The following is a 21,502-nucleotide window of genomic DNA, read 5'->3' as shown; positions in this document are numbered from 1 at the left end:
GGAAATGCATTGACCGCGCTCGCCGGGCGCCTACCATCGGCGCTCCGCATGGGCCTCGCCCGGACCGTGCGGTCAAAACCAGAACCAAAAGGGGAGGATCGGGCGATGCCAGGCGACTTCAGGCGCGACGCGCGCAGCCGTGCGGCCGGACCGGCCCCGCGGCGGGCCCGCCTGCGCCCGTCCGGCGCGCGCTGAGCCTTCGGCCGGGACCGGCCGCGCGGCCGGATCCCCCCAAGCGAATACATGCCGGCGACGCGGGGGGGAGGATACGCCCGCGGCGCTCGGCCCAGCCAGGGAGACCCACATGCCCAAGGATTTCGGGATCGGCGCCAGCTCCAAGCGGCGGGAGGACGTGCGCTTCCTCACCGGCGAGGGCCGCTACACCGACGACATCAACCTGCCCGGCCAGGCCTACGCGGCGATCCTGCGCTCGCCCGTCGCCCATGCCCGGATCAACGCCATCGACACCTCCGCCGCCAAGGCCGCGCCGGGCGTCCTGCTGGTGCTGACCGGCGCCGACGTCGAGGCGGTGGGCGGCCTGCCCTGCGGCTGGCTGATCCACTCGCGCGACGGCTCCCCGATGAAGGAGCCCAAGCACCCGATCCTCGCCCACGGCAAGGTCCGCCACGTCGGCGACCCCGTGGCCCTCGTCGTCGCCGAGACCTACGCCCAGGCCCGCGACGCCGCCGAGATGATCGAGATGGACCTCGCTGAGCTCCCCGCCGTGGTCGACATGCGCAAGGCCCTGCAGGACGGCGCCGGCGACGTGCACGAGGATGCGCCCGGCAACCTCTGCTACGACTGGACCTTCGGCACCCCCCAGGAGGAGACGGACGCGGCCTTCGAGAGCGCCGCCCACGTCACCACGCTGGAGCTGGTCAACAACCGCCTCGTCGCCAACCCGATGGAGCCCCGCGCGGCCATCGGCGACTACGAGCGGCACTCGGGCCAGCACACGCTCTACACCACCTCCCAGAACCCGCACGTGATCCGCCTGCTGATGGGCGCCTTCGTGCTGGGCATCCCCGAGCACAAGCTGCGCGTGGTGGCGCCCGACGTGGGCGGCGGCTTCGGCACCAAGATCTACCACTACGCCGAAGAGGCGCTGGTGACGCTGGCGGCCAAGAAGATCAACCGCCCCGTGAAGTGGACCTCCGAGCGGGCCGAGGCCTTCATCTCGGACGCCCAGGGCCGCGATCACGTCACCAAGATCGAGCTGGCGCTGGACGCCGAGGGCAAGTTCCTTGCGCTGCGCACCGACACGCTCGCCAACATGGGCGCGTATCTCTCGACCTTCGCCTCCTCGATCCCGACCTACCTGCACGGGACGCTGATGGCGGGGAACTACCTGACGCCCAAGATCACCGTGAACGTGCGGGCGGTGTTCACCAACACCGTGCCCGTCGACGCCTACCGCGGCGCCGGCCGGCCCGAGGCGACCTACCAGCTCGAGCGCATCATCGACATGGCCGCGCGGGAGCTGGGGATGGACCCGGTGGAGATCCGGCGGAAGAACTTCGTCCCCGCCGACCGCTTCCCCTACGCGACCCCCGTGGCGGTGGAGTACGACACCGGCAACTACGCCGCGACCATGGACAAGCTCGTCGAGATCTCGGACCGCGCCGGCTTCGAGGCGCGCCGCGCCGAGAGCGCCGCGCGCGGCAAGCTGCGCGGCTTCGGCGTGGCGAGCTACATCGAGGCCTGCGGCCTCGCCCCCTCGCGCCTCGCCGGCCAGCTCGGCGCCCGGGCGGGCCTGTTCGAGAGCGCACAGGTCCGGGTCAACGCGGCCGGCGGCGTGGTGGTCTGGACCGGCACGCACTCCCACGGGCAGGGGCATGAGACGACCTTCGCCCAGGTGGTCGCCGACATGCTGGGCCTGCCCGAGGACCAGATCGAGATCGTCCATGGCGACACCTCGAAAGGCTCGATGGGCATGGGCACCTACGGCTCGCGCTCGCTGTCCGTCGGGGGCTCGGCCATCGTCAACGCCACCAACAAGGTGATCGAGAAGGCCCGCAAGATCGCAGCCCACCTGATGGAGGCCTCGGCCGAGGACGTGGCCTTCGAGAACGGCCAGTTCACCGTCAAGGGCACCGACCGCTCGGTCGCCTTCGGCGAGGTGGCGCTGGCCGCCTACGTGCCCCACAACTACCCGCTCGAGGAGCTGGAGCCGGGGCTGGAGGAGCAGGCCTTCTACGACCCGTCCAACTTCACCTACCCCGCCGGCGCCTACGCCTGCGAGGTCGAGGTGGACCCCGACACCGGCAAGACCGAGGTGCTGGGCTTCTGGGCGGCGGACGACTTCGGCAACGTCGTCAACCCGATGATCGTCGAGGGCCAGGTGCAGGGCGGCGTCGTCCAGGGCATCGGCCAGGCGCTGATGGAGCATTGCGTCTACGACGAGACCGGCCAGCTTCTGACCGGCACCTACATGGACTACGCCATGCCCCGGGCCCATGACCTGCCCAACATCGGCGTCGACCACTCCTGCCAGACGCCCTGCACCCACAACCCGCTGGGCGTGAAGGGCTGCGGCGAGGCGGGGGCCATCGGCTCCCCGCCGGCGCTGGTCAACGCGGTGCTCGACGCGCTGAACGCGGGCGGGTGCAAGGTGGCGCATATCGACATGCCGCTCAGCCCGTCCCGCGTCTGGACCGCGATGCAGTCGGCCTGAGGCGCGCCTCAGCTGGAAATGCGACGGGCCCCCTCCGCCGGAGGGGCCCGTTCGCTTTCGGGCGAGGCGTTCGGCGCCGGTCGCGCCGGGGCGTTAATCTGCCCTTGAGACTCTGCGTCCAAAAAAAGAGGGGCGCGCCGCCCTGCGAAGATCGCCGACGAACGCGCCCCAGAAAATTCGTCGTGAGCGGACAGGCTTCACGACCGAGGGACGTCCTGACCATTCGGTCAATAGTCGGCGGCCGTCTGTTCGAATTGCGGCGCTTTCAAGGCGTGCGCTGAACTGTCTGTGAACACACGTTTTTCAGCGCCGTGCGGAGCGTCTCCGCGCCCTCGGCCGGCGGCTCGATTCGCAGGTGCACCGGCAGCGGCATCGCCTTGCCGCGGAACTCCGCCGGCAGGCGCACGGCGTCCTTCTCGGTGGTGACCATCCGCGCGCCCAGCGAGGCGGCCTCGGCCTCCAGCCGCCGCAGCGCGCGGGGCGCGAAGGGGGCGTGGTCGGGAAAGGCGTGGGCGGCGACGAGGTCGGCGCCCAGCCCCCGCAGGGTGGCGAAGAACTTCTCGGGATGCGCGATGCCGGCGAAGGCGAGCACCTTCTCGCCGCGCCAGTCGATCCCGATCTCCCGCGCGCGGACCTCCCCCTCGAACAGCGGCAGGGTTTCGAGCGCGGGCCAGCGCTCGCGCAGGCGCGCGCGGGCGGCGGGGGCGCCGATCAGCAGCGCGGCCTGGGCGCGGGCGAGGCCGGCCGCGACCGTCTCGCGCAGCGGGCCCGCGGGGATCGGCAGGCCGTTCCCGAAGCCCGAGGCGGCGTCCACGACGACGAGCGAGAAATCCTTGGCGAGGCCGGGGTTCTGGAAGCCGTCGTCCATCACCAGCGCCTGCGCGCCGGCCGCGACCGCGGCCTTCGCGGCCGCCGCGCGGTCCGGGCAGACCCATACCGGGGCGAAGGCGGCCAGCAGCAGCGGCTCGTCCCCCGTCTCCTCGGCCCGGTCGGCGGCGACGTCGACCCGGTGGGGCGCGCCCCGCCCGAGCGTGCCGCCGTGACCGCGGCTGAGCACGTGCGCCTCGATCCCCAGATCCGCGAAGATCTCCAGCAGCGCCAGCACCGTGGGCGTCTTGCCCGCGCCCCCGGCGGTGAGGTTGCCCACGCAGATCACCGGAACCGGCGCGCGCCAGTCCGACGCGCGGGCGACCCGGCGGGCGGTGGCGAGCGCGTAGAGCCGCCCCAGCGGCGACAGCAGCCGCGCGAGCCAGCCCGGACGCTCGGGCGGGTTCGACCAGAAGGCGGGCGCGCGCCTCATCGCGCGGCGCCCCCGGACCTCCCCCCAGGCCCCTCCGTCGGGCGGGGAAGCAGGGGCAGGAGGGCTGCGAGCGTGGTCTCGACCACGCCGCGCCCGTCGCCCAGCGCCGTCCTGGCGGCCTCGGTCATCCGGGCGCGGGCGGGGGCGTCGGCGAGCAGGTCCGCCACCGCCTCGCCCAGCGCCTCGGCGTCCGCGACCTCCCGCGCGCCGCCGGCGGCGGCGAGGGCGGCGTACTCGGCGCGGAAATTGCCGACATGGGGCCCGTGGAGGATGGCCGCGTCCAGCGCCGCCGGCTCGTGCGGGTTGTGCCCGCCCCGATCGACCAGCGAGCCGCCGACGAAGGCCACCGGGGCCAGCCGCAGCCAGGCGCCCATCTCGCCCATCGTGTCGAGCACCTGGATCTCGTCCTGCGGGCCCAGCGCCTCGCCCTTGCCGCGGCGGGCGACGCGCAGGCCGCGCGACCACAGCTCCTCGGCGATCTCGCGGCCCCGCTCGGGGTGGCGGGGGACCAGCAGGCACACCAGGCCGGGATGCCGCTCTGCCGCTACGCGCTGCGCCTCGGCGACCAGCAGTTCCTCGCCCTCGTGGGTGGAGACGGCGAGCCAGACGGGCCGCCCTCGCAGGGCCGCCACGGTCGCCTTGCGCAGGTTCGGCCGGTCGGGCGGCGCGGCGCCCGCCTTGAGCGAGCCCGCGGCTCGCGCGCCGACCGCGCCCAGGCGACGCAGCCGCTCGGCCCCGTCGGCATCCTGCGCCAGCACCACCGAGAAGCGGCGCAGCAGGTGCGCGATCATCCCCGGCGCGCGGCGCCAGCCGCGGGCGGACTTGCCGGACATGCGCGCGTTGACCAGCGCCATAGGGGCGCCGGCGCGGGCGGCGGCCTCGACCAGGGCGGGCCAGATCTCGCTCTCGACCCAGACGCAGAGGTCGGGGCGCCAGTGGGCGATGAAGCGCGCGGGCGCCCGGCCGAGGTCGAGCGGGGCGAACTGGTGGCGGCACCCCTCGGGCAGGCGCGTGGCCATCAGCTTCGCCGAGGTCAGCGTGCCCGTGGTCACCAGCACCTCGACGTCTGGGCGCGCCGCGCGCAGCTCCGCGATCAGGCCGAGGACCGAGAGCGACTCGCCCACGCTCGCGGCATGGAACCACGCCAGAAGGCCCGGCGGGCGCGGCAGGGTCGCCTCGCCCAGCTTCTCGCGCATCCGGGCGGGGTCCTCCTTGCCCTTGCGCTCGCGCGCCGCCAGCAGGCGGGGTCCGAGCGGCCCGGCGAGCCGGGCGAGCGCGAGGTAGAAGGTCAGCGCGGGCGTGGACATCTCAGCGCCTCGCGCCCGGGGGCGCGGGCTCGACCGGGGCGCGGCCCATCCGGCGGTCGGCGGCTTGGGTGATCTCGGTCAGCACCCGTTCGATCCGCAGGCGGTGCGCCTCGATCCCCTCGGGGGAGCGATCCTCGGGCGGCTCGATCACCGGGCCCCAGATCTTCACGCCGCGCCCGAACGGCAGGGGAACGAAGAACGCGTCCCAGCTGCCCGCCACGAAGCCGCGGGAGGTGGCGTAGGCGAAGGGCATCACCGGCACGCCCATCGCGGCCGAGACGGTGGCCACCCCCGGCTGCGCGCGCATCCGCGGCCCGCGGGGCCCGTCGGGGCTGAGCGCCACGGCGATGCGCTCATGCTCGCCCAGCAGCTCCATCGCCTCGGCGGCGACGGCGGCGCCGCCCTTGTGCTTGTGGGGCTTGCGCGGATCGCGGGAGCTGCCGCGCATCGAGGCGATGCCGAAGCGCCCCACGCAGTCGGCGATGATGTCGCCGTCGCGGTTGGCCGAGATCATCGCATGCACGCGCTTGCCCGGCGGCATCTCGGCGGGGACCATCAGCAGCCGGCCGTGCCAGATGGCGACCACGATCCGCTCCCGCTGGGCCCGGATGCGGTCGCGCAGGGCGGGATCGGGGATCTCCCAGCGCGTGGTGCGCTCCACCAGCCGGATGTACCACGCCCCCAGGCCGGCGGCGAGCCAGCGCAGTCGCGGCGATCGTCGGACCCGGCCCAGCATCGAGGCGGCGGGGGCGGTCAGCCCAGCTCCTCGGTCGGGCTCGCCTCGCGCTCCTCGTCGCGCAGCCGGTGCAGGTGGGCGATGAAATAGCGCGTCTGCGCGTCGTCCACGGTGCGCTGGGCGGCGGCCTTCCAGGCGGAGAAGGCGGCGGCGTAGTTGGGATAGATGCCCACGATGTCGATCTTCGACACGTCGGTGAACTGCGTCGAGGAGGGATTGATCAGCTCGCCGCCGAAGACGAGGTGAAGACGCTGGACCATGTCTGGCCTCCGCTTGCTGCATCGCAGGATCGGCCGAGCGTTAGACCGGCGCGCGGCGCGGCGTCAATCGCCAACCGGCGGTCAGCGGTCCGCGGGCGGCCGAAACCGCGGTTTCCGCGCCGCGCCCGGCGTGAATCCGCGCGTCCCCCGCCCCCGCGCCGGGCGGGCGCGCTTGACGCGGTGGGTCGCGAACGGATATGCGCGCCCACCCCGGAGGCGTCTGCCCCGGCCCTGCCCCGGCCCCGACCCTGCCGCGCGGCGGGCCGCGGGCGCGCCGGCTTGAGGAGGCGTCGATGTCCCGCCCGCACTTCACCCCGCTGGTCGAGCGCCTGCCGGCCACGATCCCCTTCGTCAGCCCCGAGCAGCAGCAGCGCGCGCTGGGCCGCCCGTTCTCGGCGCGCATCGGCGCGAACGAGAACGTCTTCGGCGCCTCGCCCCATGCCCTCGCCGCGATGGCGCAGGCGCTGCCCGAGTGCTGGATGTACGCCGACGCCGAGCACCGCGAGCTGCGCGAGGCGCTGGCCGCCAAGCACGGCGTCCCGTTCGAGAACATCATCGTGGGCGAGGGCGTCGACGGGCTGCTGGGCCTGCTGGCGCGGGTCCTGGTCTCGGACGGGACGCCCGTGGTGACCTCGCGCGGGGCCTACCCGACCTTCAATTACCACGTGGCGAGCTTCGGCGGGCGTCTCGCGACCGTCCCCTATCGCGACGACCGCGAGGATCCCGACCTGCTGCTGGCCGCCGCCGCGCGCGAGGCGAGCCCGCTGGTCTACATCGCCAACCCCGACAACCCGATGGGCACCTGGTGGCCCGCGGCGCGGATGCAGGCGATGATCGAGGAGATGCCCTCGGACTCGGTCCTGTGCCTGGACGAGGCCTATATCGAGTTCGCCCCCGAAGGCACCGCCCCCGAGATCGACCCCGAGGATCCCCGCGTGGTGCGGATGCGCACCTTCTCGAAGGCCTACGGCATGGCGGGGATGCGGGTGGGCTACGCGATCGCCACGCAGCGGATGATCCAGGCCTTCAACAAGGTGAAGAACCACTTCGGCATGAACCGGCTGTCGCTGGTGGGGGCGCAGGCCTCGCTGGAGGATGCGGACTGGATCCCGCAGGTGCGCGCCAAGGTCGAGGCCGCCCGCGGGCGCATCGGCGAGATCGCGGCGAGGAACGGCCTGTCGGTCCTGCCGTCGGCCACGAACTTCGTGGCGGTGGACTGCGGACGCGACGGCGACTTCGCCAAGGCGGTGCTGTCGGGGCTGATCGAGCGCGGGATCTTCGTGCGCATGCCCTTCGCCGAGCCGGAGAACCGCTGCATCCGCGTCTCCGCCGGCACGCCCGAGATGCTGGACGCCTTCGAGGCCGCCCTGCCCCAGGCGCTCGCCGAGGCCGCCGCCGCGGTCGAGACCGCCGAGGCCTGAGCGCCCCGCCCCGGCGGGGCGGACGCCGCCCGCAGGGCGGCGCCCCCCGGCCGGGCTCAGCCGAAGTTCACGGCGTCGGTGTTGCCCCCGCAGATCAGCACGCCCACCGCCTCGCCGCGGTCGGGCTTGTAGGCGCCCGACAGCAGCGCCGCCAGCGCCGCGGCGCCCGCGGGCTCGGCCGCCACGCGGCAAACGGTCCACAGGCGCTTCTGCGCCTCGACGATCGCCGCGTCCGTCACCAGCGCCGAGCGGGTCACGTGGCGCTGCGCCAGGGGGAACATCCGCTCCCCCACCTGCCGGGGCGCGAGGCTGTCGGCGGCGACGCCGCCCGCCGGCGCCTCGACCGGGCGGCCGGCCTTCAGGGCCATGTGCAGGGTGGGCGCGGCCTCGGGCTCCACCGCCACCAGCCGGCGCAGGCCGGCGAGATAGGCGGCCATGCCGCCGATCAGCCCGCCGCCGCCGGTCGCCACCAGCACCGTGTCCGGGGCGGCCTGCGCCTCGAACTCCAGCGCCACCGTGCCCTGGCCGCACAGCGTCTCGTGGCTGTCGTAGGCGTGGACGGACATCGCGCCCGTCGCCTCGGCATGCGCCTCGGCGGCGGCGCGCGCCTCGTCGTAGCGCTGGCCGACCAGGCGCGTGTCCGCGCCCAGCGCCCGGATCGCGGCGATCTTGGCGGGGTTCGACACCTCGGGCACGAAGATCGTGGCGGGGATGCCGGTGCGATGGGCCGCGAAGGCCACCGCCACCCCGTGATTGCCGCCCGAGGCCGCGACCACCCCGACCGCCGGCGCCCGCCGGCACAGAAGGTTCGCGAAGGCGCCCCGCGCCTTGAAGGAGCCGCCGTGCTGCATGAGCTCGAGCTTCAGGAACAGCCGGAACCCGTCCAGGCCGAAGTCCCGCGGGTCCACCTCGACCACGGGAGTGCGACGCACGTGGGGCACGATCTGGCGGTAGGCGTCCTCGACGTCCTGGCGGCAGGTCAGCTTCAGCGCGGCGACGGGCATGGTCATGCTCCCGGGTCTTGAGTCTCGGCCTTCCGCATGGCACAAGTTCTCAACTTAGCAAAGAGGCTAACTCTTGCCGGTACAGACATTCGCCCCACCCGTGGCCGCCCATGCCGCGTTCGACGACGACGGCGAGCCCGCGCGAAACGGGACCGACCCCGCCACCGCCGAGCTGGTGGAGGGGCTCAAGGCGCTCGCCTCCGACAAGCGGCTGGCGGTGCTGGCCTGGCTGCGCGATCCCACGGCGCATTTCCCGCCCCAGCGCGACGGGGACCTGGTGCGCGACGGGGTCTGCGCGGTGTTCCTGGCCGAGAAGCTGGGCATCTCCCAGCCCACGCTGCACCGTCACATGCAGCAGCTGACCGCCGCGGGTCTGGTGGTGGCCAAGCGCACGCGGCAGTGGACCTTCTACCGACGGAACGAGCCGCGGATCGCCGACCTCGCCCAGCGCATCGGCCAGGCGGTCTGAGGGGTCAGGCCGTCCGCCGGGTCAGCGCGCGCAGCCGCAGCAGCGCCGCCAGCGCGCCCAGCGCCCCGAGGAAGGCCGCCCCGATCGGACCCGCCGCCCCGAAGGCCGCCAGCAGCCCGCCGAACAGCGGCCCCGCGGCCGCGAAGGCGAGGTTCATCGGCAGCGCCAGCCGCGTGACCATGCGCGCGTAGGCGGCGGGGTCGAACAGCTCCAGCGGCAGGGTCGCGCGGCAGACCGACAGCAGCCCCGTCCCCGCCCCGTAGATCGCCGCGAAGATCACCGAGGCGACCACCGCCCCCTGCCCCAGCCCCAGCACCGCGAAGGCGACGGGCATCGCCAGCGCGGCGAGGATCGCCACGCTCAGCGCCGGCAGGGGCGCGCCGAGCGCGAAGTCCACCGCCCGGGCCGCGACCTGGCCCACCCCCACCACCGCCGCGATCATCACCGCGGTGCGCGTCTCGGCCCCCAGGGCCGCCAGCGTCTCGGGCAACGCCACGCCCAGGCCCCAGGAAATCATGCCCGCCAGCGACATCGCCAGCGCCAGCCAGCCGAAGCGCGCCCGCTCGGCGGCCGAGGCGGCGGCGGCGCGGCGGCCGAGCAGGGCGGGGTCGGGCGCATCCTCGCCGGGCGGCGCCACGGGGGCCGGCGCGGGAGGCGGCGCCGCCGCGGGCCGCGGTCCGGGCACGAACCAGTGCAGCGGCGCGCAGACCAGCAGGTTCGCCAGCGCATAGACCCCCAGCGTCCCCCGCCAGCCCAGCATCGGCTCGAGCCACAGCATCACCGGGAAGGAGCAGGTCGAGGCGAGGCCCGAGACCAGCATCGCCGCCGAGATGCCGCGCCGCGCGCGCGGGCCCAGACGCTCGGCCAGCAGGACGTTGGCGCCGTTCGACAGCGCCATCGCGCCCCCCGCCCCCATCACCACCCAGGCGAGGAAATAGACGACCCAGTTGGGGCTGAGCGCCAGCACCGCCAGCCCCGCGGCCAGCACCACCGAGCCCAGCGCCAGCAGCGGGCGCGCGCCGCGCCGCTCGAACACCGGGCCCAGCCAGGGCGAGACGCCGGCCATCGCCAGCAGGAAGGCCGAGGAGGCGCCGAAGGCCAGCGCCAGCGGCATCCCCAGCGCCTCGGCCATCGGGCGGGCGAGCACCGCGGGGATCGAGTAGGTCGAGCCCCAGCCGATCAGCTGGGTCAGCGCCACCATGCCCGCCAGCCGCGCGGCCCCGGGCGTGCGCGATGCGGCGGAGAGGCCGCGGGGCGCGGGCGCGTCGCTCACCGCCGCCCTGCGCTCACTGCTCGCCGCTGCGCGACATCCGCCGCTCCAGCCAGCGCACCGCCTGGGAGACGAGCAGGATCAGGAGGAGGTATTCGAGGACGAGGACCGTGTAGATCTCGAGCGGGCGGTATTCCGTCACCACCAGCTCGTTGGCGCGACGCGTCAGCTCCTGCATGCCGATGACCGAGACCAGCGCCGACATCTTCAGCATGTAGGCGAACTGGTTGGCGAGCGGCGGCAGGATCCGGCGCAGCGCCTGGGGCAGGATCACGAAGCGCATCACCTGCAGGCGATTCAGGCCCATGGACTGCGCGGCCTCGGTCTGGCCCTTGGGGATGCCCTGGATGCCGGCGCGGAAGATCTCGGCCTCGAAGGCCGAGTCCGACAGGGCCAGCGCCAGCACGCCCGCCCAGAACACGTTGATCGCCACGCCCGCCACCACCGGCAGGCCGTAATAGACCCACAGGATCAGGACCAGGATCGGGATCGCGCGCACCACCTCGACGTAGACGAGGTTGAAGCGCCGGCCCCAGCGGTTGCGCCCCACCGCCGGCAGCGCCACCGCGATCCCGACGAGGACCGAGATGGTCATCGCCGTCGCCGACAGCAGGATCGTGTCCCACAGGCCCCCGATCAGGAACAGCAGGTTCGACCGCCCGCCCGCCGTCCAGGGGGAGACCACGTACCACCCCCAGGCCGAACCGCCCTGCGCCCCGTTCCCGCAGCCCGCCAGCGCCAGGACCGCGGCGAGCGCGAGGAAGGCGCGGAGCGTCGCGGCCGATCCGGGCCGGATTCGGCGAAAGCCTGTCATGAACGTCCTCCGGGAGGGGGCCGGCGCGCGCGCCCCGTCCGGGGCCGCCGCCGCCGCGGGGCATGTCGCGCGGAGCCTAGCCCCATCGCCTGCCGCGCGAAACCCGCGCCGTGGGCCCGCATCCCGGGCGGGACGCCGCGGGGTCATGTCGTGGCCAGCACCAGGGCCACGATGGCGGCGCTGACCAGCAGCACGCCCGCCAGCTCCCGCCGGCCCGGCCGCTCGCCGAACATCAGGATCGAGGCGGCCAGCGTGAAGGCGACCTCGACCTGCCCCACCATGCGCACCGAGGCCGCGTCGCGCAGCGCGAAGGCGCAGAACCAGCCCAGCGAGGCGCTCACGCCCGTCACCCCCACCACGATCCCCGGACGCCAGGCGCGGATCAGGCGCGCGACGTCGCCGCGCCGGCCGAGCTCGAGCTGGCCCAGCGTCAGGATCGCCTGCAGCAGCGTCACCGCCGCCAGCGCGGTGATCGCGCGCATCGCGGCGTCGCCCTCGGGAAGCGACAGCGTGGCGCCGCGGTAGGCCACCGCCGAGAGGCCGAAGAGTCCGCCGGAGGCGATGCCGATCAGCGCGCCGCGGTCCAGCAGCGCGCCCGCGCGGATGCCCTCGGGCGGGCTCGAGATCAGGACCACGCCCACGATCCCCAGCCCGATCGCGCCCCAGGCCGGCAGGGGCAGCGCGTCGCCCAGCAGCAGGGCGCCGAACAGCGCGGTCTGCAGCGTCTCGGTCTTGGTGTAGGCCATGGCGGCGGCGAAGTTGCGCTGGGCGAACAGGCCCACGATCAGCCGGGTCGCGGCCATCTGCGCGAGCCCGCCGCCGACGCAGAAGCCCAGGAAGGCGAGGTTGGGCGCCGGCGGGGCCGCGTCGCGCGCCAGGCACAGGCCCAGCAGCGCGGCCGCGGCCAGCGGCGCCGCGAAGACGAAGCGCGCGCCCGCGCCCCCGGCGGAGCCCAGCGCCCCCGCCAGCCGTTTCTGAAGCGCGAAGCGCAGGTTCTGAAGGAACGCCGCCCCGACGGCGAGAAGGACCCAGGTCTCCATGGTTCCCGCATCAGCGGGGTCGCTGGGCGAAATGTCAAACCGGGAAACGGTCCGCATACCCGCCATGCGGCCCCGGCGCCCCTCGGGCGCGGTCCGCGCGGCTCGCGCCTTTGCGACTGACAGATGTGAACAAGGTGATATGGTCGATCCCGCGCCGCCCGCGCGTCCCGCGCGGCCCGGAGGGGGGAGCGCGCGAGATAGACAGCCGGGCGCCGCCGCGGAGCGGCCGACCGGCGCAGAACGGAGAGAGCGATGCGACGACTTTTCGGCCGGGGCCTCGCGGCCGCCGCGATGCTGGCCCTTTCGCTGGGGGCCCTGCCCGCCGCGGCCCAGTCCGCCCTGCAGGACGTGCTGAACGGCGGCGTGCTGAAGGTCGGCACCACCGGCGACTGGAACCCGATGAGCGTGCGGGACCCCGCCTCGAACAGCTACAAGGGCTACGACATCGACGTGATGGAGGCGCTGGCCGCCGACCTGGGCGTCGAGCTCGAGTTCGTGCCCACCGACTGGAAGACGCTGGTCAACGGCGTGGTGGCGGGCAAGTACCACCTGACCGGCTCGGCCTCGATCAGCCCGGCGCGGATGAAGGTGGCGGGCTATTCGGACAGCTACCTCACGGTCGTGATCCTGCCCTTCACCACCCAGGACAAGGCCGACCGCTTCTCGGACTGGGGCGACATCGACAAGCCCGAGGTGACGGTGGCGACCACGCTGGGCACCACCTTCGAGAAATACGTGAAGGAGTGGTTCCCCAACGCCACCATCAAGGTCGTCGAGGCCCCCGCCCGCGGCTACCAGGAGGTGCTGGCCGGGCGCGCGGACGTCTTCGTGACCTCGAACATCGAGGGCGCGACGCTGACCGAGAAGTTCCCGAACGTGACGCGGGTCGAGGTGACGACCGCCCGCGCCCCCTCGCCGATCGCGATGCTGCTGCCGCAGGCCGATCAGGTGTGGATCAACTACGTGAACAACTGGATCAAGATCAAGAAGCTGGACGGCTTCTTCCAGCGCACGGCGGTCAAGTGGGGCCTCGCCCCCGAGGAGTGAGCCTCGCCGCCCTGCCCGGGACCGAAACCGCCGGTCGAGCGAAGGCTCGGCCGGCGGTTTTCCTTTCGCGGGGCGCGGTTTGCCTTCCTCGCCCGTCCGCGCCATAGAGGGCGCGAGCGACGTTCCCGAGGATCCGACGTGAAGTCCGCCGACCGAACCGCCTGAACGACGCCCCGCGCCTGAGGCCGGGGTCCGCGCGCGCCGCGCCTCCGACCGGGAGGCGGGCGCGCCCCGTCCGCGTGCGCGGACGGGATCCACGTTCAGTCGTCCGCGTGCGGACAGGATCCTCGTTCAGGACCAAGCTCATGCAAAACGTGTTCGAAAGCCCCTTCCGGGGCGTTCCGCTCGACCGCCAGGTCACCAACCCCAACATCGTCGTGGGGCGCTTCAGCTACTATTCCGGCTGGTATCACGGCCACGGCTTCGACGACTGCGCGCGCTACCTTCTGCCCGATCCGGGGGTGGACCGGCTGGTGATCGGCGCCTTCTGCTCCATCGGGTCGGGGGCGGCCTTCATCATGGCCGGCAACCAGGGCCACCGGCACGACTGGATCAGCACCTTCCCCTTCCACTGGGCCGATGAGCCGGCCTTCGCCGGGGCCGAGAACGGCTATCTTCCCGCCGGGGACACGGTGATCGGCAACGACGTCTGGATCGGCTCGGAGGCGATCTTCATGCCCGGCGTGCGGGTCGGGGACGGCGCGGTGATCGGGACCCGCGCGGTGGTGACCCGCGACGTGGCGCCCTACGCCATCGTCGGCGGCAATCCCGCCCGCGTCCTTCGCCGCCGCTTCTCCGACGCGGACGTCGCGCGCCTGCTCGAGCTGAAGTGGTGGGACTGGCCGGAGGCGGAGCTGACCGCCGCCATGCCCCTGCTGACCTCGGGCGACGTCGCGGCGCTGCACGCCCGTTGGCGCGCGCGCATCCGCGAGGCCTGACCCGGCCGCGCCCGCCCCGCAGCCCGGGGCGGGCGCGGCGCCCGCTCAGCGGCGCACCTTCTCCGGCATCAGGCCGCGGGGGGCGAAGCGCAGGACCAGCAGCAGGATCAGGCCCATGAAGATCATGCGCATGTGGGCCGCCCCCTCCTGCAGGTGGGCGGCGACGGGATTGCCCTCGGGCGCCCAGGCGGTCAGCAGGTCCATCAGCCAGCGGCCGGCGGGCTCTGCCTCGATCCAGACGAACCAGACCAGGAACCCGCCCAGGACCGAGCCCCAGTTGTTGCCCGAGCCGCCCACGATCACCATCACCCAGACCAGGAAGGTGAAGCGCAGCGGCTGGTAGGCGCCCGGGGTGAACTGGCCGTCGTAGGTGACCATCATCGCCCCCGCGATCCCCACCACCGCCGAGCCGAGCACGAAGGTCTGCAGGCGGCGCTTGACCACGTCCTTGCCCATCGCCTCGGCCGCGACCTCGTTGTCGCGGATCGCGCGCATCATCCGCCCCCAGGGGGAGTTCAGCGCCCGCTCGGCCAGCCACAGCAGCACGCCCAGCACCGCCATGAACAGGACCGCGTAGACCAGCTTCACGAACAGGCCCGAGGCCTCGGCCGGGTCCAGCCCCAGGGACTGCGCGCGCTCGACGAAGGCGGCGGAGGCCTGGAGGTCCACCTCGTAGGGCGCGGGGCGCGGCAGGCCGGTCACGTTCTTCACGCCGCGGGCCAGCCAGTCCTCGTTCTTCAGGACGGCGATGATGATCTCGGAGATGCCCAGCGTGGCGATGGCGAAGTAGTCCGAGCGCAGGCCGAGCGAGACCTTGCCGATCAGCCAGGCGCCGCCCGCCGCCAGCACGCCCCCCAGAAGCCACCCGGCCACCGAGGGCAGGCCGAGCCCGCCGAGATAGCCGGTGACGGCGGGGTCCACCGCCTCGATCGCATCCGTGGCGGGATCGAACAGCAGGCGCACCAGCGCGTAGGCGCCCACCACCAGCGCCACGGTGACGATGGCCCGCAAGCGGCCTTTCGCCAGCCGCGCCCGCACCAGGGCGATGAACACGACCGAGACCACCAGCGCCGCGCCCGAGCCCAGCAGGCGCAGGCCGCCGGCGGACCAGGCCTCGGGGATCGGGGGCTGGGCGGCGAGCACGGCGGCGAGCCCGCCGAGCGCCGCGAAGCCCATCAGGCCCACGTTCATCAGGCCCGCGTAGCCCCAGGCGATGTTCGCCCCCAGCGCCATCACCGCCGAGATCAGGCCGAAGTTCAGGATCGCCAGCGCTACGTTCCAGCTCTGCAGCATGCCCACCAGGACCAGCAGCAGCGCCATCACGGCGTAGAGGGCGGGCCCCCGCGCGGGACCTTGCAGGAAGCTCATATGACCTTCCCCCGGAAGATGCCGGTGGGCCGCGCCAGCAGCACCACCACCAGGATCACGAAGCTGACCGCGAACTTGTAGTCGGTCGACAGCAGCTGCAGCAGGCCGTCGGGGACCATGTCCTCGGGCAGCAGGTAGCCGGCGAACTTGCGGTAGGCGTAGGTCACCATCACCTCGGAGAAGGCGACGATGTAGGCCCCCACCACCGCCCCCAGCGGGTTGCCGATGCCGCCGAGGATGGCGGAGGCGAAGATCGGCAGCAGCAGCTGGAAGTAGGTGAAGGGCTTGAAGGACTTGTCGAGGCCGTAGAGCACGCCCGCCAGCGTCGCCAGCGCCGCGGCCAGGATCCAGCAGACCCGCACCACCTTGGCGGGGTCCACGCCCGACAGCAGCGCCAGGTCCTCCTCGTCCGAATAGGCGCGCATCGCCTTGCCCATCCGGGTGCGCTGCAGGAACCAGAACAGGGCCGCCATGGCGATCAGGGCGACCACGATGGTCAGCGCCTGGGTGGACTTGAAGGCGATGCCCTCGTCGAGCCCCGTCCAGTCCCGGAAGTCCCCGACCTTGAACAGGAACCGCTCGCCGTCGGCGAAGCGCTGGTCGTCGGGCCCGATGACCAGGCGCACCAGCCCGTTGAGCAGGAACATCACCCCGACCGAGGCGATCATGAACACCACCGGCTTGGCCTTCTGCCGGCGGTAGAAGGCGAACACCCAGCGGTCGAAGAGCAGCGCGATCGCCGCGGCCGCCGCGATCCCCACCGGCAGCGCCAGCAGCGCCGTCGGCAGCGGCCCCAGCCCGATCCCGGCCGCCTGCAGCCCCCAGGTCGCCAGCACCACGACCATGGTCCCGAAGGCCATCAGGTCGCCATGGGCGAAATAGGTGAAGCGCAGCACCGCGTAGATCAGCGTCACCCCCAGCGCGCCCAACGCCAGCTGGGAGCCGTAGGCCAGCGCCGGCAGGCCGACGAAGTTGGTGAACAGCGCGAGGGCGTTGAGTATTTCAGTCATTTCGCCCCGCCTTCGTGAATTCGTGCCGAATCTTGTTCGCCAAACTCTCAGGCAGCGATTGAATCTTTCCCAAAAACAGGTAGTCGAGCGTTAGCGGAAATACATCACAAAGAAGTATTGCAATATCAAGTGAAAGCCGTCGCTTGCCACCCTCACATCTTGACCAATATGTACGCTCGATTCCAACGCGATCAGCGATCTCAGAAGACTTCAAACCCAGCGCAAGACGGGCCGCACGTAGGCGCGCACCGATCATTTCGGGCATCCGTTCAATATCAAGGTCGCTAGCGGCCGGAAGAACCATCTCACCCTTCCCCGCGCCGGCAGGCGCCGTAGTACTGGGTCGGCTTCAGCTCTCCCCCCAGCAGCGCGTGCTTGGAGTGGACCGCGACGCCGCCGTCGGCGACCGAGGTCATCACCAGGTCGCCGCGGTCCATGATCTCGATGAAGTGCCAGAACGCCTCCATCTCGGCGACCGTCACGTCGCCCGAGCGGCCGGCGCCGTCGGTGAAGCGGCCGTCCTCGCCGTCCCACTCGATGCGCAGCTCGTAGGAGGTCGAGCGGCAGCCGTCCGGGGCGCAGACCCGGTCGAAGTCGCAGCGCAGGCGCTCGGCCGCGGCCGGCAGGGCGACCAGCGAGAGGGCGACGGCCGGCAGGAGGCGGGCGGATTTGCGGATCATGGGCTCAGCCTCCGAGGAAGGATCGGCGCACCTCGGGGTTGGCCATCAGCGCCTCCCCGGTGTCGGTGAAGTGGTTGCGGCCCTGGGCCAGCACATAGCCGCGGTCGGCGATGTTCAGGGCCTGGCGGGCGTTCTGCTCGACCATCAGGATGGCGATGCCGGCGGCGGCGATCTCGATGATCTTGTCGAAGAGCTCGTCCATCACGATGGGCGAGACGCCGGCGGTCGGCTCGTCGAGCATCAGCACCTCCGGCCTCGTCATCAGCGCGCGCCCCACCGCCACCTGCTGGCGCTGCCCGCCAGAGAGCTGGCCGGCGGGCTGGCGGCGCTTCTCGCGCAGGATGGGGAACAGGCCGTAGACCATCTCCATCGTCTCGCGGAAATCGTCCTCGCGCAGGAAGGCGCCCATCTCCAGGTTCTCCTCCACCGTCATGGTGGCGAAGACGTTGCGGACCTGGGGGACGAAGCCCATGCCGGCCTTCACCCGGTCCTGCGGGGAGAGCGCGGTGATGTCCTGCCCGCGCAGGCGCACGTGGCCCCGGCGCAGCGGCAGCATCCCGAACAGCGCCTTCATCGCGGTCGACTTGCCCGCCCCGTTGGGGCCCACGATCACCGCGATCTCGCCCTTGTCCACGGCGATGGTGCAGTCGTGGAGGATGTCGGCGGCGCCGTAGCCGCCGGTCATCGCCTCGCCGATCAGGACGCTCATGCCGACGTCTCCGCGGCGCGGGTCCGGGCGGGGCGGTTCTTCAGGCCGCGGCCGAGATAGGCCTCGATCACCCGCTCGTCCGCCTTCACCTCGTCGACCGACCCCTCGGTCAGCACGCGGCCCTCGGCCATCACGATCACCGGGTCGCAGAGGCGGCCGATGAAGTCCATGTCGTGCTCGATCATGCAGAAGGTGTAGCCGCGCTCGCGGTTCAGGCGCTGGATGGCGTCGCCGATGGAGTAGAGCAGCGTGCGGTTCACGCCGGCGCCGACCTCGTCTAGGAACACGATCCGCGCCTCGGTCATCATGGTGCGGCCGAGCTCGAGCAGCTTCTTCTGCCCGCCCGAGAGGTTGCCCGCCAGCTCGTCGGCCACGTGGCCCAGCTGGAGGAAGTCGATCACCTCGTCGGCCTTCTCGCGCACCGCCCGTTCGCGGTCGCGCACGGCGGAGGGGCGGAACCAGGCGCTCCACAACGCCTCGCCGTCCTGCTCAGGCGGCACGGTCATCAGGTTCTCGCGCACCGTGAGGGTCGAGAACTCGTGCGCGATCTGGAAGGTGCGCAGCAGGCCCTTGTCGAACAGCTGATGGGGCGCGAGGCCGGTGATGTCCTCGCCGTCCAGCAGCACGCGCCCCTCGTCGGGGGCGTAGGCGCCGGCGATGACGTTGAACAGCGTCGTCTTGCCCGCCCCGTTGGGGCCGATCAGTCCGGTGATCGCGCCCTTGGCGATCTCGAGGCTCGCGCCGTCGACGGCCCGCAGGCCCCCGAAGCTCTTCACCAGGTTCTCGACGCGGATCACGAACGGCTCCCCTCATATGCATCGGCCCGGCGCAGGTGCGCCGGGCCGGGCTTTAAGCATAACGCGAGCGTCAGCGGAAGCCGACGGTCTCGTAGGCGCCGTCCTTCACCTCGTACTCGCGGTAGGTGCCGGCGGCCTCGCCCGGGCCGATCAGCTCGACGTTGGTGGCGCCGACGTAGTCGACGTCGCCGCCGTCCTTGAGGATCTGCAGGGCCTTGGCCAGTTCGCCGGGCAGGATCTTCTCGCCGGGGGCGTTGGCGACGTCCATCACCTTGTCCTTGAAGACCTTCGGGTCGGTCGAGCCGGCGGCCTGCATGGCCAGCGCGATCAGCGCGGCGGCGTCGTAGGATTCGCGGCGGAACGAGCCGTCGGGATCCACGCCCGCGGCCTCGGCGGCGGAGACGAACGCGTCGGCGCCCTCGCCCTCGGACCACGGGACCGAGCCGATGGTGCCGTTCAGGTCGTCGCCGATGGCCTCGATCAGGCTCTCGGCGAACATGCCGTCGCCCAGCACGAACTTCTCGAAGGCGCCCGAGTCGACGGAGGCGCGGATGATGCCCACGCCGCCCTGGTCGGCGTAGCCGAAGACGGCCAGGTACTCGGCCCCGGTCGCCGACAGCGCGCCGACCTCGGCCGAGTAGTCGGCCTTGCCGTCCTCATGCGCGGCCGAGAGCAGGACCTTGCCGCCCTTCTCCTCGAACGCGGCCTGGAAGCTGTCGGCCAGGCCCTTGCCGTAGTCGTTGTTGGTGTAGGTGACCGCGATCTCGGTCACGCCCTTGTCGGTCAGCACCTCGGCCAGCACCGCGCCCTGGCGGGCGTCGGAGGGGGCGGTGCGGAAGAAGAAGCCGCCGTCCTCGATCGACGACAGCGCCGGCGAGGTGGCGGACGGCGAGATCATCACGATGCCGTTGGGCATCGCCACGTTGTTCAGCGTGGCGATGGTGACGCCCGAGCAGTCGGCGCCCATGATCGCCTTCACGCCCTCGGCGGTGACCAGGCGCTCGGCCGCGGCCGAGGCGGCGGCGGCGTCGATGCAGGTCGAATCCGCGCGCACCGGGACCAGCATGTCGCCGCCCAGGACGCCGCCCGCGTCGTTGACCTCCTTCATCGCCAGCTCGGCGCTGTCGGCCATGCCGGGGGTGAGGGACTCGATCGGGCCGGTGTAGCCCAGCAGGACGCCGATCTTGACGTCCTCGGCCTGGGCGGGGGCGGCCATCGCCAGGGCCGAGGCGCCCATCGCCAGCGCGGCGGCGAGGTGTGCGGGTTTCATCGTTGCATCTCCCTGTCATCCTGTCCCGCCCGCGGCGCCGGCTGACCCGGGGCGCGCGCGCAGCCGGCGAAATCCGGCGCGTCGCGCCCTGCGCCGGGATGCGCGGACGGTGAAGCTTATCCGTGTCGGCTCGCGCCCGCCCTGTCAATCGCAAGGCCCCGCCCGGCGGACGGCGGCGCGGGCGCCGCGGATCGGGGCGACGCCGCGTCAGGCGGACGCGGGGCGAAATGCGCCTGTCTTCGCCCGAAACACGGCGCGCGAAGCCCCTGACGCCGCAGCGGAAACCACCTTCGCCGCGAGAGCGGACGCATTCAGCTTCGCGCGCCGGGGCGTGAATCTGGGCGAAACCGTGGCGGCTTCCCTTGCACCCAATACGATTCACACTAAAATCGTAAGCCGACATGACAGGATCAGGAGCCGCCATGACCCTTCCGACCCGCGCCATCGCGCAGGATACCCTGCACGACGCGCCCGCCGGGACCGCCAACGGCATCACGCCGGCGGCCTCCGGATCCTCCGCCCCGAACGTCGAGGTCATCCCCAACACCCGCTCGCTGGGCTTCCTGCTGCAGGACGTGGCGCGGCTGATGCGCCTGAGCTTCGGGCAGGCGGTGAACGACGCGGGTCTGGAGCTGACCACGGGCGAGGCCCGCGCGCTGGTCCATGCGGTCGCCGCCGCCGGCGCCCGGCAGACGGAGATCGCCGAGCGCATGGGCGTCGAGCCGATGACGCTGTGCGGCTACGTCGACCGGCTGGAGAACCGCGGCCTGGTCGAGCGTCAGCCGCATCCGGCCGACAAGCGCGCCAAGCGGATCGTTCCGACCGACACGGCCGCCGACGCGATCGACACGATCATGCCGCTGACCCGCAAGGTCGTGGCCGACGCCATGGACGGCCTGCCGCAGGAGGACGTCGAAGCGTTCCGCCGCGTGCTCCAGCACATGCACGAATACCTGGCCGACGGCCGCCGCAACGGCTGAGGCCCCGGCCTCCCGACGGTTTCCGGTTTCAGGCGCGGCCCCCACGGGCCGCGCCTTTTTCGTGCGCGCCCCTGCCGCGTATGCCCCTGCCCGGACGCCCCTGCCCCGGACGCGCGAACGCCCGGCCGTGCGGGGCCGGGCGTTCGGGATCCGGATCGGGTGTCGAGAGGCTCAGGCGCCCAGGCGGCGCAGGGTCTCTTCGATCAGTTCGGCCTGCACGGCCCAGGCGGCGGCCCAGGGCAGCGCCATCAGGGCGCACCAGTTGCGCATCGCCGACTCCGCGCCGTCGGCGCCGGAAAAGCCGAAGGCGTCCCCGGCGCGCGCGGATCCGGATCGCGCGGCGCCGTTCGACAGGATGGGTGCAGGCACGCAGACCATGAGCTCGTCTCCTTCCAACCGTTCGTCGTC

Annotated in this window: 22 protein-coding genes; 6 read left to right on the top strand and 16 right to left on the bottom strand. The window is 72.7% G+C overall.

All coding sequences use genetic code 11. The features are described from left to right. The first annotated feature begins 304 nt into the window (after positions 1-304). A complete protein-coding gene (locus tag P2H44_RS08455; protein WP_275763066.1) occupies positions 305-2,674 on the top strand; it encodes a xanthine dehydrogenase family protein molybdopterin-binding subunit in 2,370 nt (789 codons plus the stop codon). A gap of 265 nt (positions 2,675-2,939) precedes the next feature. Here P2H44_RS08455 and lpxK read toward each other — a convergent pair whose 3' ends face one another. Genes lpxK through P2H44_RS08435 form a run of 4 tightly spaced genes read right to left on the bottom strand, consistent with a single transcriptional unit; the run spans position 2,940 to position 6,277 of the window. Next, positions 2,940-3,974 carry a tetraacyldisaccharide 4'-kinase gene (lpxK, locus tag P2H44_RS08450; RefSeq protein WP_275763065.1) on the bottom strand — a complete coding sequence of 345 codons (1,035 nt, stop codon included), beginning with the start codon at positions 3,972-3,974 and terminating at the stop codon, positions 2,940-2,942. Further along, the gene (locus tag P2H44_RS08445; RefSeq protein ID WP_275763064.1) at positions 3,971-5,281 is read right to left on the bottom strand and encodes a 3-deoxy-D-manno-octulosonic acid transferase; all 1,311 of its coding nucleotides are present in this window, start codon (positions 5,279-5,281) and stop codon (positions 3,971-3,973) included. Before P2H44_RS08445 ends, lpxK begins: the two co-directional genes overlap by 4 nt. Position 5,282: 1 nt before the next feature. After that, the gene (locus P2H44_RS08440; protein WP_275763063.1) at positions 5,283-6,017 is read right to left on the bottom strand and encodes a lysophospholipid acyltransferase family protein; all 735 of its coding nucleotides are present in this window, start codon (positions 6,015-6,017) and stop codon (positions 5,283-5,285) included. Positions 6,018-6,034: 17 nt separating this feature from the next. Further along, on the bottom strand, positions 6,035-6,277 hold the full coding sequence (locus P2H44_RS08435) for a DUF4170 domain-containing protein (protein ID WP_275763062.1): 243 nt from the start codon (positions 6,275-6,277) through the stop codon (positions 6,035-6,037). A gap of 293 nt (positions 6,278-6,570) precedes the next feature. Here P2H44_RS08435 and P2H44_RS08430 point away from each other — a divergent pair, with 293 nt between their 5' ends. Beyond that, positions 6,571-7,698: a pyridoxal phosphate-dependent aminotransferase gene (locus P2H44_RS08430; protein ID WP_275763061.1), complete on the top strand. Its 1,128-nt coding sequence runs from the start codon at positions 6,571-6,573 to the stop codon at positions 7,696-7,698. A gap of 56 nt (positions 7,699-7,754) precedes the next feature. On the opposite strand, the gene P2H44_RS08425 is transcribed toward P2H44_RS08430, so the two are convergent. Further along, entirely contained in the window at positions 7,755-8,708 is a 954-nt protein-coding gene (locus tag P2H44_RS08425) for a serine/threonine dehydratase (RefSeq protein WP_345798985.1), read from the bottom strand. A gap of 67 nt (positions 8,709-8,775) precedes the next feature. Here P2H44_RS08425 and P2H44_RS08420 point away from each other — a divergent pair, with 67 nt between their 5' ends. Continuing rightward, a complete protein-coding gene (locus tag P2H44_RS08420; protein WP_275763060.1) occupies positions 8,776-9,171 on the top strand; it encodes an ArsR/SmtB family transcription factor in 396 nt (131 codons plus the stop codon). A 4-nt stretch (positions 9,172-9,175) separates the two neighbouring features. Here P2H44_RS08420 and P2H44_RS08415 read toward each other — a convergent pair whose 3' ends face one another. The 3 genes from P2H44_RS08415 to P2H44_RS08405 all read right to left on the bottom strand — a co-directional run bounded on the left by P2H44_RS08415 (position 9,176) and on the right by P2H44_RS08405 (position 12,295). After that, positions 9,176-10,444: an MFS transporter gene (locus P2H44_RS08415; RefSeq protein WP_275763059.1), complete on the bottom strand. Its 1,269-nt coding sequence runs from the start codon at positions 10,442-10,444 to the stop codon at positions 9,176-9,178. A gap of 13 nt (positions 10,445-10,457) precedes the next feature. Next, positions 10,458-11,255 carry an amino acid ABC transporter permease gene (locus tag P2H44_RS08410; RefSeq protein WP_275763058.1) on the bottom strand — a complete coding sequence of 266 codons (798 nt, stop codon included), beginning with the start codon at positions 11,253-11,255 and terminating at the stop codon, positions 10,458-10,460. Positions 11,256-11,398: 143 nt separating this feature from the next. Further along, a complete protein-coding gene (locus P2H44_RS08405; protein WP_275763057.1) occupies positions 11,399-12,295 on the bottom strand; it encodes an EamA family transporter in 897 nt (298 codons plus the stop codon). Positions 12,296-12,547: 252 nt separating this feature from the next. Here P2H44_RS08405 and P2H44_RS08400 point away from each other — a divergent pair, with 252 nt between their 5' ends. Both P2H44_RS08400 and catB read left to right on the top strand, forming a co-directional pair. After that, positions 12,548-13,342 (top strand): transporter substrate-binding domain-containing protein, encoded by a 795-nt coding sequence (locus P2H44_RS08400; RefSeq protein WP_275763056.1) that lies wholly within the window; start codon positions 12,548-12,550, stop codon positions 13,340-13,342. A 305-nt stretch (positions 13,343-13,647) separates the two neighbouring features. Then, the gene (gene catB, locus P2H44_RS08395) at positions 13,648-14,280 is read left to right on the top strand and encodes a type B chloramphenicol O-acetyltransferase (protein ID WP_275763055.1); all 633 of its coding nucleotides are present in this window, start codon (positions 13,648-13,650) and stop codon (positions 14,278-14,280) included. Between the two features lie 45 nt (positions 14,281-14,325). On the opposite strand, the gene P2H44_RS08390 is transcribed toward catB, so the two are convergent. From P2H44_RS08390 to P2H44_RS08360, 7 genes are all read right to left on the bottom strand, one after another. Then, positions 14,326-15,639, bottom strand: coding sequence for a branched-chain amino acid ABC transporter permease (locus P2H44_RS08390; protein WP_462976284.1), 1,314 nt, complete (start codon positions 15,637-15,639; stop codon positions 14,326-14,328). A 5-nt stretch (positions 15,640-15,644) separates the two neighbouring features. After that, positions 15,645-16,658, bottom strand: coding sequence for a branched-chain amino acid ABC transporter permease (locus tag P2H44_RS08385; protein ID WP_275763053.1), 1,014 nt, complete (start codon positions 16,656-16,658; stop codon positions 15,645-15,647). Further along, on the bottom strand, positions 16,651-16,962 hold the full coding sequence (locus P2H44_RS08380) for a helix-turn-helix domain-containing protein (protein ID WP_275763052.1): 312 nt from the start codon (positions 16,960-16,962) through the stop codon (positions 16,651-16,653). The genes P2H44_RS08385 and P2H44_RS08380 overlap by 8 nt, the downstream gene beginning before the upstream one ends. Before the next feature lies 1 nt (position 16,963). Next, entirely contained in the window at positions 16,964-17,338 is a 375-nt protein-coding gene (locus P2H44_RS08375) for a hypothetical protein (RefSeq protein WP_275763051.1), read from the bottom strand. 4 nt (positions 17,339-17,342) lie between these two features. Then, positions 17,343-18,047: an ABC transporter ATP-binding protein gene (locus tag P2H44_RS08370; RefSeq protein WP_275763050.1), complete on the bottom strand. Its 705-nt coding sequence runs from the start codon at positions 18,045-18,047 to the stop codon at positions 17,343-17,345. After that, entirely contained in the window at positions 18,044-18,844 is an 801-nt protein-coding gene (locus P2H44_RS08365) for an ABC transporter ATP-binding protein (protein WP_275763049.1), read from the bottom strand. The genes P2H44_RS08370 and P2H44_RS08365 overlap by 4 nt, the downstream gene beginning before the upstream one ends. A gap of 70 nt (positions 18,845-18,914) precedes the next feature. Continuing rightward, positions 18,915-20,114 carry an ABC transporter substrate-binding protein gene (locus tag P2H44_RS08360; protein ID WP_275763048.1) on the bottom strand — a complete coding sequence of 400 codons (1,200 nt, stop codon included), beginning with the start codon at positions 20,112-20,114 and terminating at the stop codon, positions 18,915-18,917. Positions 20,115-20,536: 422 nt separating this feature from the next. Here P2H44_RS08360 and P2H44_RS08355 point away from each other — a divergent pair, with 422 nt between their 5' ends. Next, positions 20,537-21,094 carry a MarR family winged helix-turn-helix transcriptional regulator gene (locus P2H44_RS08355; RefSeq protein WP_275763047.1) on the top strand — a complete coding sequence of 186 codons (558 nt, stop codon included), beginning with the start codon at positions 20,537-20,539 and terminating at the stop codon, positions 21,092-21,094. 171 nt (positions 21,095-21,265) lie between these two features. Here P2H44_RS08355 and P2H44_RS08350 read toward each other — a convergent pair whose 3' ends face one another. Continuing rightward, a complete protein-coding gene (locus P2H44_RS08350; protein WP_275763046.1) occupies positions 21,266-21,472 on the bottom strand; it encodes a hypothetical protein in 207 nt (68 codons plus the stop codon). Positions 21,473-21,502: the final 30 nt, after the last annotated feature.

This window comes from Albimonas marina (genome assembly GCF_029223255.1).
Taxonomy (GTDB): domain Bacteria; phylum Pseudomonadota; class Alphaproteobacteria; order Rhodobacterales; family Rhodobacteraceae; genus Albimonas.
Note: the sequence above shows the minus strand (reverse complement) of the source record. Positions and strands in the feature narration are given on the sequence as shown.